This window comes from Porphyromonas gingivalis ATCC 33277, from assembly GCF_000010505.1.
Lineage (GTDB): Bacteria > Bacteroidota > Bacteroidia > Bacteroidales > Porphyromonadaceae > Porphyromonas > Porphyromonas gingivalis.
Genome location: NC_010729.1, coordinates 1575316 through 1588277 on the forward strand (window position 1 = coordinate 1575316; position 12962 = coordinate 1588277).

5 protein-coding genes and 2 pseudogenes are annotated in these 12962 nt (G+C 47.5%); 5 read left to right on the plus strand and 2 right to left on the minus strand.

The features are described from left to right. Positions 1–333: 333 nt before the first annotated feature. Positions 334–3156 carry a T9SS type A sorting domain-containing protein gene (locus PGN_RS06765; RefSeq protein WP_012458254.1) on the plus strand — a complete coding sequence of 941 codons (2823 nt, stop codon included), beginning with the start codon at positions 334–336 and terminating at the stop codon, positions 3154–3156. 1294 nt (positions 3157–4450) lie between these two features. Here the strand turns inward: PGN_RS06765 and nifJ are convergent. After that, complete coding sequence (nifJ, locus tag PGN_RS06770) at positions 4451–8032, minus strand: pyruvate:ferredoxin (flavodoxin) oxidoreductase (RefSeq protein WP_005873434.1); 3582 nt, start codon at positions 8030–8032, stop codon at positions 4451–4453. Positions 8033–8220: 188 nt separating this feature from the next. Next, positions 8221–9402 carry an AAA family ATPase gene (locus PGN_RS06775; protein ID WP_004585089.1) on the minus strand — a complete coding sequence of 394 codons (1182 nt, stop codon included), beginning with the start codon at positions 9400–9402 and terminating at the stop codon, positions 8221–8223. Positions 9403–9858: 456 nt separating this feature from the next. Between PGN_RS06775 and PGN_RS06780 the strand changes: the two genes are divergently transcribed. From PGN_RS06780 to PGN_RS06795, 4 genes and pseudogenes are all read left to right on the plus strand, one after another. Then, a complete protein-coding gene (locus tag PGN_RS06780) occupies positions 9859–10944 on the plus strand; it encodes an IS5 family transposase (RefSeq protein ID WP_012457923.1) in 1086 nt (361 codons plus the stop codon). A 149-nt stretch (positions 10945–11093) separates the two neighbouring features. After that, complete coding sequence (locus tag PGN_RS10665; RefSeq protein ID WP_039417586.1) at positions 11094–11333, plus strand: helix-turn-helix domain-containing protein; 240 nt, start codon at positions 11094–11096, stop codon at positions 11331–11333. A 236-nt stretch (positions 11334–11569) separates the two neighbouring features. Then, positions 11570–12043 (plus strand): annotated as a pseudogene (locus PGN_RS06790) (histidinol phosphate phosphatase). 173 nt (positions 12044–12216) lie between these two features. Further along, a pseudogene (locus PGN_RS06795) lies at positions 12217–12956 on the plus strand (EcoRI family type II restriction endonuclease). Positions 12957–12962 lie beyond the last annotated feature (6 nt).

Consider the following 12962-nt stretch of genomic DNA (forward strand, 5'->3'; position numbering starts at 1 on the left):
GACAACCAACTTTTAGGGTTCACTTTTTTTGTGCGAAGTAGTTTTGAAGAGGGTTTGCAACGACTTTGGGGGCGCACTTCACTTTTCCTTTTGTGGGTATAGTCTTTCTGCAATACTATGGCATAGATTCCGGGATTAAACAGTAGTCTTTCCGTTTGTTCTTATTTATATAGGTGTCGACGCGATCGGATCTTTTAGACATTCGTCGTGTTTTTTTGATAGACAAAGTTGTAAAGAAAGGGTCGGATTATGGCATTTTGCCTTTAAGCCATTTTTGTCGTATCATTGCAAATTGAAAAAATAACAGAGAATAAGTATAATTCAGACAAGAGCATGAACAAATTTTACAAATCACTTTTGCAGTCAGGACTGGCTGCCTTCGTGTCGATGGCAACTGCACTGACCGCTTCTGCACAGATTTCGTTCGGAGGGGAACCCTTGAGTTTCTCTTCAAGATCCACTGAAACGCATTCATTCGACGATGCAATGACTATCCGCCTTACTCCGGATTTCAATCCGGAAGACCTGATCGCACAGAGCCGTTGGCAATCGCAAAGAGATGGTCGGCCCGTCCGGATAGGACAAGTAATACCGGTGGATGTGGACTTTGCATCCAAGGCTTCGCACATCTCTTCCATTGGAGACGTAGATGTATATCGCCTGCAATTCAAGTTGGAAGGAGCCAAAGCTATTACGCTTTATTACGATTCGTTCAATATTCCGGAGGGCGGACGCCTCTATATCTATACCCCCGACCATGAAATTGTGTTGGGAGCATATACGAACGCCACTCATCACCGCAACGGAGCTTTTGCCACAGAGCCGGTACCGGGGAGTGAACTTATTATGGATTATGAAGTGTCTCGCGGAGGGACTTTGCCTGACATCAAGATCTCCGGTGCGGGTTATATATTCGACAAAGTCGGCGGACGCCCCGTAACGGATAACCATTACGGGATCGGTGAGGACGATTCCGATTCGGATTGCGAGATCAACATCAATTGTCCTGAAGGTGCAGACTGGCAGACAGAGAAGAACGGTGTGGTGCAAATGATCATGGTAAAAGGACAGTATATCTCAATGTGCTCAGGCAACCTGCTCAATAATACGAAAGGAGACTTTACTCCGCTGATCATTTCTGCCGGACACTGTGCTTCCATAACAACCAATTTCGGTGTAACGCAATCCGAGTTGGATAAGTGGATCTTCACTTTCCACTATGAAAAAAGAGGATGCAGCAATGGTACATTGGCCATCTTCCGTGGCAACAGTATCATCGGAGCTTCCATGAAGGCTTTCCTCCCGATCAAAGGTAAATCCGATGGTCTCTTGCTGCAACTCAACGATGAAGTCCCTCTGCGCTATCGTGTCTATTACAATGGATGGGACAGTACGCCCGATATTCCCTCGAGCGGTGCCGGTATTCATCATCCGGCCGGAGATGCCATGAAGATTTCCATCCTAAAGAAGACTCCGGCTCTGAATACATGGATCTCCTCCAGTGGTTCCGGAGGGACTGACGATCACTTCTATTTCAAATACGATCAAGGTGGTACGGAAGGAGGATCGTCCGGTTCTTCTCTCTTCAATCAGAATAAGCATGTGGTCGGCACATTGACCGGAGGTGCCGGCAATTGTGGTGGGACGGAGTTCTACGGCAGACTGAACAGTCATTGGAACGAGTATGCATCCGATGGCAATACGAGCCGCATGGACATCTATCTGGATCCCCAAAACAATGGTCAGACGACCGTCCTCAACGGAACGTATCGTGACGGTTATAAGCCTTTGCCCTCTGTGCCCCGGCTATTGTTGCAGTCTACAGGCGATCAGGTCGAATTGAATTGGACGGCTGTTCCTGCCGATCAATATCCATCATCTTATCAGGTCGAATACCACATATTCCGAAATGGAAAGGAAATAGCTACGACAAAGGAGTTGTCCTATTCGGATGCCATCAATGAAAGTATTATCGGTAGCGGTATCATTCGATACGAAGTAAGCGCACGCTTCATTTATCCCTCGCCGTTGGATGGAGTGGAATCTTATAAGGATACGGACAAGACTTCTGCCGACCTTGCCATAGGAGACATTCAGACCAAGCTGAAGCCGGACGTAACACCTCTCCCCGGAGGAGGAGTATCATTAAGCTGGAAAGTTCCTTTCTTAAGCCAGTTGGTTTCCCGATTCGGAGAAAGCCCCAACCCTGTGTTCAAAACCTTTGAAGTGCCCTATGTTTCTGCCGCAGCCGCACAAACCCCCAATCCTCCCGTTGGCGTAGTCATTGCAGACAAGTTTATGGCCGGTACATATCCCGAAAAGGCTGCTATCGCTGCCGTTTATGTAATGCCATCCGCTCCGGACTCTACTTTCCACCTCTTCCTCAAGAGCAACACAAACAGAAGATTGCAAAAGGTGACAACTCCCTCCGATTGGCAGGCCGGAACATGGTTGAGGATCAATCTGGATAAGCCATTCCCGGTAAATAACGACCACATGCTTTTTGCCGGTATCAGAATGCCTAATAAGTACAAGCTCAACCGTGCTATCCGTTATGTAAGAAATCCGGATAACCTTTTCTCCATTACCGGTAAGAAGATTTCATATAACAACGGAGTCTCTTTCGAAGGCTACGGAATACCCTCGCTCTTGGGCTATATGGCTATCAAATATCTGGTGGTAAATACCGATGCTCCGAAGATCGACATGTCGCTCGTACAGGAGCCTTATGCTAAGGGAACGAATGTGGCTCCATTCCCCGAATTGGTCAGCATATATGTCTATAAGAACGGAACATTTATCGGCACACAGGATCCATCTGTCACAACTTATTCGGTTTCAGACGGAACAGAGAGCGATGAATACGAAATAAAACTGGTATATAAGGGATCGGGTATTTCGAATGGCGTTGCTCAGATTGAGAATAACAATGCTGTCGTTGCATATCCGTCTGTTGTAACAGATCGTTTCAGCATTAAGAACGCTCATATGGTTCACGCTGCCGCTCTCTACTCATTGGATGGCAAGCAGGTTCGTTCTTGGAACAACCTCCGCAATGGCGTGACATTCAGTGTTCAAGGACTTACGGCCGGTACTTATATGCTCGTTATGCAGACGGCAAACGGCCCTGTGAGCCAAAAGATCGTGAAGCAGTAGAGAGGAGTTCTCTCTATCTCAAATAATAAATAGACCGATGAGGGTGTGTCGAACTTGTTTTGACACACCCTCATTTCTTTGCTTTATGGAGTGGATTGGTTATAGAGCTGTACGACTCCGAAGACCATAGTATCCTCTCGTATGGGTTCATTCTTTGTATCTCAGAGACTGTTGCACAATAACCTCCCACCTCCTCATATCGATCAAGACAGACACAAGCATTGATTTGACGAAGAAAGGAGTGCTTCATGCGATCTCTCTGCAAACCTCAAGTAATTTCTATTTGTTTGGTGCCCTTATGCATGAGGTTTGATCTTTCCTGAAAAACACTTAAGAATCAGCTCTGCGGCAAAAGACTTTAATGAAAGTCCTATAAAATAGTTGCAAATAGCTGATAGTTAGCGCATTGATGGGAGCAGAATCAGCTGACAATCGCGTCCTGCATCGGTGCAGGAAGCAAGAATCAGCTGACAATCGCGTCCTGCATCGTGCAGGAAGCAAGAATCAGTTGACAATCGCGTCCTGCATCGTGCAGGAAGCAAGAATCAGCTGACAATCGCGTCCTGCATCGTGCAGGAAGCAAGAATCAATTGACAATCGCGTCCTGCATCGTGCAGGAAGCAAGAATCAGCTGACAATCGCGTCCTGCATCGTGCGGGAAGCAAGAATCAACTGACAATCGCGTCCTGCATCGTGCAGGAAGCAAGAATCAGTTGACAATCGCGTCCTGCATCGTGCAGGAAGCAAGAATCAGCTGACAATCGCGTCCTGCATCGTGCAGGAAGCAAGAATCAGCCGACAATCGCGTCCTGCATCGTGCAGGGAGCAAGAATCAGCCGACAATCGCGTCCTGCATCGTGCAGGAAGCAAGAAACAGCCGACAATCGTTTCTTATTTCTCGCCTATTTGACGAGGAAAGGAGTACTTCTCTAATGGAAACTTGGGGAAATTTCTGTTTGCTCGATGTCCATATACCGGAGGTTTGATCTTTCCCAAAGGCACTAAGAATCAGCTCTGCAGCAAAAGAGTTCAATGAAACTCCCATGCAACAGTCTCATCTCAGGGAAAGATCAATGAGCAGGTGTATGGCTCTGCCAAGTAAACAGAAGAATGGATAAAAGGGCCTGCTTATTGCGCAAAAGATCTCTCCCGGAATCGGAAAGGGGACGGAATGAAGACTACCCGTTTGAGCAGGAACGAATACGGGTAGGAATAGAAACAATCGAGGCTGTGCCACTAAGAATAGAATCCTTAGCTGCACAGCCTCGATTTTGTTATAAGGGCGTAGATACGCTTAGTGATCGCAGTCTTTTTCTTCCTTGATGTCCTGAATACCAAGAGGCAACGACCAGTCTGCCGCACTCATACGCATGTAGTTACGATAGCGCCATTGGGCATTTTCGAACGCAGCGTCGAAGAGTTGCTCGGCATCCTCGGGGAATTCCTTGTACAGCGATGCATAGCGGACTTCGCCTTTGAGGAAGTTCTTGAATTCGCTCCAGTTCGGCTCTTTGCTATCCATCTGGAACGGATTCTTACCCTCTTTCTCCAGTTCGGGATTGTAGCGCCAGAGGTGCCAGTAGCCACACTCAACGGCTCTCTTGCCTTCGGCCTGAGTCTTGCCCATACCGCTCTTGATACCGTGTGAGATACAGGGCGAGTAGGCGATAACGATAGAAGGCCCGTCGTAGGCTTCCGCTTCGCGGATAGCTTTGAGCGTCTGTGCCGGATTGGCTCCGATAGATACTTGTGCCACATAGACATAGCCATACGTAGCAGCAATCATGCCGAGGTCTTTCTTCCTGATACGCTTACCGGCTGCGGCAAACTTGGCTATAGCTCCGATCGGAGTACTCTTGGACGACTGTCCTCCCGTATTGGAATAAACCTCTGTATCGAGAACGAGGATATTCACATTCATACCGGAAGCAATCACGTGGTCCAAACCACCGAAACCGATATCGTATGCCCAACCGTCTCCACCTATGATCCACTGTGCACGCTTGATGAAGAACGAATCGACACGGCCGATTCTCTTGCAGATGTCACAATCGCAGGCAGCGACAAGAGGTTTGATCTTATCGGCAAGAACTTTGCTGGCGACAGCATCCTGACGCTTTTCTACCCATTCTCTCAAGAGAGCTTTCAGCTCGTCCGAACAGCAGGGAGACTGCTGAGCTTCTTCTGCAAGATTCACAAGGCGGCGACGCATCTTCTTATATGCCAAGTGCATACCGAGACCGAATTCTGCATTGTCCTCGAACAATGAATTGGCCCATGCCGGGCCTTCGCCGCGCTCGTTCTTCGTGTAAGGTGTAGAAGGAGCCGAAGCAGAGTAGATGGAAGAACAACCTGTAGCGTTGGCCACCGTCTGGCGGTCTCCATAGAGCTGGGTGATCAGCTTCACATAGGGAGTCTCACCACAACCGGAACATGCACCCGAGAACTCAAAGAGCGGCGTCGCAAACTGCGAGTTTTTCACATTGGCTGCGATGTCCACCAAGTGAGCCTTGCCGGTCACACCGGAGATCATCTTATCCCAGTTCTTTTGTTCTTCGTACTGCTCCTCGATAGGCTGCATGGTCAGAGCCTTGCCATTCTTATTGCCCGGACATACATCCACACAGTTGCTACAGCCGAGACAATCCATTACGTTCACCTGGATGCGGAAGCCCATGTCTGGGAACTGTTTTCCGACAGCCTTGAGCACCTTGACGCCGGTTTTCTCCTCTTCTTCCTTGGTGAGGACGAACGGACGAATCGTAGCGTGAGGACAAACGTAGGCACACTGGTTGCACTGTACGCAGTTGTCAGCTTCCCATACAGGAACGAAAGCTGCCACACCGCGTTTTTCGGAAGCGGCCGTTCCTGAATCCCATGTACCGTCTTCGCGTCCGAGGAAAGCGGATACGGGGAGGTCGTCTCCGGCTTGTGCGTTGATCGGACGTACCACATTGTGGACAAAGTCCGTGTCTCCCTCGTGGCGTACCACGGGATCGTCGGGCAGGTCAGCCCATTCGGGTTTCACCGTTATCTCTACCACATCGCCACCTCGATCCACTGCGGCGAAGTTCTTATTGACTACATCTTCACCCTTCTTGCCATAGCTCTTGACGATGAATTTCTTCATCTGCTCTACAGCCAGATCGTACGGGATCACGTTTGCAATCTTGAAGAATGCCGACTGAAGGATGGTATTTGTCCTGTTGCCCAATCCGATCTGTTGTGCTATGGCAGTAGCGTTTATCGTGTAGAATCGGATGTTGTTCTTAGCCAAATAACGCTTTACCTTGTTGGGCAGATGCTGTTCTATATCTTCCGGAGCCCAAATCGAATTGAGCAGGAAAGTTCCTTTTTTCTTCAGACCTTTCAGCACGTCGTACATACGCAAGTAGGCAGGCACGTGGCAAGCCACGAAGTCCGGTGTCACCACAAGGTAGGTAGAACGTATGGGCGTATCGCCGAAACGAAGGTGCGAGCAGGTGAATCCACCCGATTTCTTCGAGTCGTAAGCGAAGTAAGCCTGACAGTATTTATTCGTATTGTCACCGATAATTTTTACCGAGTTCTTGTTGGCTCCGACAGTACCATCGGCACCGAGTCCGTAGAATTTGGCTTCTACCAACGACGGATTGTCGAAGATCAGATCTTCGCCGAGAGGCAGAGAGGTGAAAGTAACGTCATCGACGATACCTACAGTGAAATGATCCTTCGGGACATTCAGTTTCAGATTGTCGAATACGGCCTTCATCTGTGCCGGAGTAGTATCCTTGGAAGAAAGACCGTAGCGACCACCCACAATCAACGGAGCATCTTCCATGCCATAATAGCAATCCCTTACATCGAGGTAGAGCGGTTCGCCCGTTGCTCCGGGCTCTTTTGTCCTGTCGAGTACAGCTATGCGCTTCACCGTCTTCGGCATAGCGGCAAGGAAGTGCTTGGCGCTGAAAGGACGGTACAGGTGCACGCTGAGCAGTCCGACTTTCTCTCCTTTGGCACGGAGGAAGTCTATCACTTCGCGAATAGCTTCTGTCACCGAACCCATGGCAATAATCACATGCTCGGCTTCGGGATCTCCGTAATAGTCGAACAGATGGTAGTGGCGCCCGGTGACCGTAGCCAGCTGATCCATGTAATACTGGACAGCTTCGGGCACTGCATCGTAGAAGCGGTTACATGCTTCGCGGTTCTGGAAATAGATGTCGCCGTTCTGTGCTGTGCCGCGAGTTACGGGCGACTCAGGATTGAGAGCTTGCTTGCGGAAACGCTTTACATCGTCCCAATCGATGAACCGGGCTAAGTCTTCATTGTCGAGAGCTTCGATTTTCTGAATCTCATGAGAGGTTCGGAAACCATCGAAGAAGTGAATGAAGGGGATGCGAGTACGTAGCGTTGCCAAGTGTGCCACGCCGGCCAGATCCATGACTTCCTGCACGGATCCGGTACAGAGCTGAGCAAAGCCGGTCTGACGTGCAGCCATGACATCCTGATGGTCTCCGAAGATAGAGAGGGCATGGGAGGCAATAGTACGTGCCGAAACGTGGAAAACACAAGGCAGCAACTCTCCCGCAATTTTGTACATATTCGGAATCATGAGCAATAGGCCCTGTGATGCCGTAAAGGTTGTGGTTAGTGCTCCTCCCTGCAACGAGCCGTGAACTGCACCGGCTGCACCGGCTTCACTTTGCATCTCCTGGACTCTTACCGTTTCGCCGAAAATGTTTTTACGGCCGGCAGCAGCCCAATCGTCCACATACTCAGCCATTGTAGACGAAGGTGTAATCGGATAAATGGCAGCCACTTCGCTGAACATATAAGCAATATGCGCAGCGGCTTGGTTCCCGTCACAAGTTAGGAATTTTTTTTCTTTAGCCATTTTGGTTTTTAGTTATAAAAAGTAATAATTTCGGTCTTGTATTCTGAAATAGCAACCCTGAAACAGAGTCGGTCGTTGCGGATGCATCGGCTTTGTCCATATTCTTTGTCTGCTCACTAAGGAATCAGAGCAAAGTGAGGACAAGCCGGACGCCCCGATCGGCTTTCACAGTTCGTTGTCCTGTCTTTTTAGTACAGGAATCCGAAGAGCCAGAGGGGGATCATGTTGCGCGTACCGCTGCGCATGTTCTGGATGGCATAGTAGCGGTCGGGTCTGTAGCGACGGCTCATCTTCTCATCAATGCAGAACTGATATTGGCGATTCACGCAGAATGCGATTTGAGAGCGAGATCCCAAACATACTTCGTTGCGACTCTTGACCTGATTGAGGAAGAATGTTTTGAGTACGTCTATATAGTTGAGAGGTTCCGGCTGGATTACGTATCCCACATTGGTATTGTCCAGATAGATCATAGCCGGCTTCTTGGCACCCGTCTCCTCTTCGCGGTGAAGCTCCTTGATCAGTCTGGCTTCGGACAGGTACTTCAGATAGTTGGTTATCGTCGTACGAGAAGTGTCCACTTCCTTCGCAATGCTCGATATATTGAGCGAGCCGGGAGCACGTTGTCCCAGTAGGTAGAGTAGCTTGCGCAGTTTGTGCAGGAATCGCTGCTCGATCTGTCGGATGAAAAGCACATCTACTTCAAGCGTCATATTGAGCGTTTTCAGCAGACTCTCCGAATAGTTCTTATCCTCCAAGAATATGGGGTAGTATCCATGGTGAAGATAGTCCTGAAACCAGTCGAGAGGATTCACCTGCTCGAGGATTCGCGGAGCTATCTGTTCGTGGTTGGATACAATCTCATCGAAGCTGTAAGGCTGAAGCGACAGCCCTGTTTTGAGATTGAGAAATTCGCGGAATGAAAAACCGTTCAGAACGTACGATGTAACCAGTCCGTTCAGCTCGGGATTTTCTTCTTTCAGGCGCATCACCGTAGACCCCGTAAAGACAATGCGTAGGTCCGGGTATAGCTCCATACACTGACGCAGCTCTATAGACCAATTGGGATATTTGAATACTTGGTCAAGTAGCAGTACCTCTCCACCTTGCTTGACAAACTCACCGGCGAAGTTCACCAAAGATTCTGTGGTGAAATAGAGTTGATTCAGATTGATATACAGGCATTTTCTATTGCCTATACCGAAGTTTTCGCGTGCATAGTCGAGGAGGAATGTGGTTTTTCCCATGCCTCGTGCACCCTTGATACCGATCAGTCTGTCGTTCCAATCGATCTCGTCCATCAATCCCCTACGCAGCGAAGGGGATAGGTTGCGTAGCAAGTTGTCGTGTATTTTGAAAAAGTTATTCATGATTGGGTATCGCAATGTTTAGGTAACAAAGGTAGTATAGTTTTTCTGTTTTGCAAAGTCTGTTTTGCAAAACAGACTTAAAAATCCTCTTTAGAGACTTTTTATTACAATTCACTACTGTCCCGTTAAAATAGACAAATCAGTCTTCGAAACAGCTGAAATACTGTCTTTTAGGATGTACTTTATGAGTCATGTTTTTTGTTTTTTCAAGTAAGGCCTAACGACAAATCTGGGATAATCTCACTTTAGAATATTTACCCACCATTTTTTTCATTCCTAATCTTTTCCACGAAAAACTATGGAACACGAGATTGTAAACAGAGAAACGCCTGAAATGAAGCAGCTCATCTCGAGACCTTTGCACGGCGATTGGTGTGTATTTTGTTTGTTAATTCATTGTATAATAGGGAGTTATTTTGTATATTTGAGCATTAAAAACAGCATAATATTCCTCCCATGGCATACCAATCCAAGAATACCGATGAGCATGTAACATTTGCAGACGCACTCCTTTCAAAGCGTTATCGCAAAGCACAAAACGACTTCCTCAATCAGGTTGACACGCTTATCGATTGGCGTCCGATCAGGACGCTGATCAACAAGAAATACACGAAGCGACAAAATGCCATCGGCGCCCCGGCTTATGACGTGATTCTCTTATTCAAGATGTTGCTTTTGGAGACATGGTACAACCTCAGTGATTGTGCTCTGGAGGAGCGCATCAATGATTCAATCACCTTTTCCCGATTCTTGGGACTGAAGATGGAAGAGGTATCTCCCGACCACAGCACCATCAGTCGATTTCGTTCGGCACTGACAGAGTTGGGTCTCATGGACAAACTATTGGCGCAGTTTAACAAACAACTTTCGCGCCATCACATTTCGGTCAGGGAAGGGGTGCTTGTCGATGCAAGCCTTGTGGAGACGCCGCATAAACCCAACGGAAGCATTACGATTGAAGTCGCAGACGACAGAGAAGACAATCGGAGCGAGGAGGAAAAAGAGGCAGAGGAGGATTATCAAAAACAGGTTGTCCGTCAACGTAAAGGGACGGATGAAGAAGCCCGTTGGGTGTACAAACAAAAGCGTTATCACTACGGATACAAAAAGCATTGTCTGACCAATGTTCAAGGCATTGTTCAAAAGGTGATAACGACAGCTGCGAACCGCAGTGACACGAAGGAGTTTATTCCCCTATTGCAGGGTGCAAACATACCTCAAGGCACAGCCGTCTTGGCGGACAAAGGATATGCTTGCGGGGAAAATCGTTCCTACCTGCAAACCCATCACCTTCAAGACGGCATTATGCACAAGGCACAACGCAACAGGGCATTGACCGAGGAAGAGAAGCAACGAAACAAAGCAATCGGTCCGATACGGAGCACCATCGAACGCACCTTTGGCAGTATTCGCCGGTGGTTTCATGGCGGACGATGTCGATACCGGGGACTTGCCAAGACCCATACTCAAAACATTCTTGAAAGCATCGCCTTTAATTTATACAGAACCCCGGGGATAATTATGTCCTCATCCGTAGGATAAGGCATAACCACCCTTGAGGAGCTCGTACAAGTAGCTCCTCAAAGGGGGGATTTACAACTACTTTCACTCCTTACTGCCACCTCTTTCACTCGCTCCTTTTATGCCAAGAACTCCTCTTTACTCCACCTCCTTATTTTGCAAAGGTCTCCATCTCAGGCATCAAAGAAGTAAGCAAACGCTTTCGGGAGATTGCCCAAACGCACCGTCTGCTCTTCGGGGGAGAAATCTACCTCACAGGACGGGAGGTTTGCGAACACCTTTTCATCAGCCCGCGTACCTTGCAGGACTATCGGGACAAAGGCATTATTCCCTACACCCAAATTGCAGGAAAAATCCTCTATCGACACTCTGACATCAACCGATTACTGCAAGAGAACTATCGGAGATAAAGCATTTGCAAGAGGCTTTTCCCTGATGTTTGGCAACCACACAGAAAGAACCTACCGAATGGTCGTCCAAAAGATACCGAGCAATCTCTCGAACGCTCGGTATCTTTTCGCTGATTACTCGGTATCTTTTCGCTATAAATCAAGTACATTTGCGTTATTAACTCAAGAAAATCTCTCCCGTGAGCGAAATCCTCCGACTTCGAGAGAGAAAACAAAGGAGGAAACACCATTGAATTATGGCAAATAAACCATTGCAATTCGTTCTTATGGAACGCAAGATGAATGTCGGTCCTCAGGCAGGAAAGATAGTACAAGTTGCCCACCCTACGGGCAGACGTCGTGTGGACTTCCGCAGTTTCTGCGAACGTGTAGCAAAGTCCACCACATTTAATCGTCAAGAAGTGGAAGCCGTATTGAACTACGCCACGGAAATTGCACGTGATATTGTAGCCAATGGCGACATCGTGGAGTTCGGAGATTTGGGTACACTGAGTCCATCGTTCAAAAGTAAGATCGTGCCATAAGGCGAGGTTTTCAACGTGCAAAAACACATCGAAAAACCAGTCGTTCGCCTCAGTCCTTCAAAGAAATATTTTACTCTTACCGATGTGACTTACGAACAGACAGTAGCTAAGCCCAAGAAAGGCTCAAAAAAGCCTACTCCACAACCTAATGAAGGTGGTGGCTCAAACGAAGACGACGGACTTTAATCGAACTTGTGGAGCAATTGCCGATATCAGCATTCACTCCGTAACTGCTTTTAATTGTTATACACGAAGAAAGATTTATGTCTAAAAAGAATCAGTCAAACAGACTAACAACCCAACAAAAGGAATCAAAAGGAGTTGTCGGTATTTTCGGAGAAGAAGCGAAGATACACGATATGACCGTTGGTGAGGTGTCGCATCTTGCCGTGGAAAAACTTCAAGAAGAGTTTCCGTTATTGGAATTTCGATATAAGACGAGCATCAAGAAAGAAGAGATTAATGAAGCCTTAAAGAAAATTGACCCAGAATTGGGTCAGACGCTTTTCGTTCCAAATTCAAGTATTATCCCTGATGGCGGAATTGTTGAAGTGAAAGATGACAACGGCAATGGAGAGTAATTTTGGTTTCCGAAGCAAAACATCAAGGAAAGGATATAGAAAACATCAAGGCCGGCAAACTCGTTGGGAAAAAGAATGACCAAGACCTTATGGCTGCCGGCAATGCTATTGAGCGTTCGCATAAGAACATATCCGAAATTGCCAATCTGATGCTGGCAGAGTCGCACTTTCCTTATGTATTGTTCTTGGAAGGGTCGAATTTTCTTACAGAAACCATTTCTGTGAAGCGTCCTGACGGAAGAGTCGTAAAACTCGAATACCATTCGGGGATGCTGAACAGACTGGACAGACTGACCGCTGCCAATTACGGTATGCCTATCAATACAAACTTGTGCAAGAACAAGTTTGTCAAACATAACGACAAGGCAATCATGCTTCAAGCAACCTCTATTTACACACAGGGAAATGGAGAAAGATGGGATGTCAACAAGATGCTCGAAATTATGCTTGATATTTCAAAAACTTCTCTGCAATTGTTGGGTAGCGATCTATTTGAGCAGCTAACTCTGAAAAAGTAATCAAAA

Excerpts from the sequence above, each read along its gene's own strand:
- PGN_RS06775 (WP_004585089.1), bottom strand. The coding sequence starts at position 9,402 with ATGAATAACTTTTTCAAAATACACGACAACTTGCTACGCAACCTATCC.
- PGN_RS06765 (WP_012458254.1), top strand. The coding sequence starts at position 334 with ATGAACAAATTTTACAAATCACTTTTGCAGTCAGGACTGGCTGCCTTC.
- nifJ (WP_005873434.1), bottom strand. The coding sequence starts at position 8,032 with ATGGCTAAAGAAAAAAAATTCCTAACTTGTGACGGGAACCAAGCCGCT.
- PGN_RS06780 (WP_012457923.1), top strand. The coding sequence starts at position 9,859 with ATGGCATACCAATCCAAGAATACCGATGAGCATGTAACATTTGCAGAC.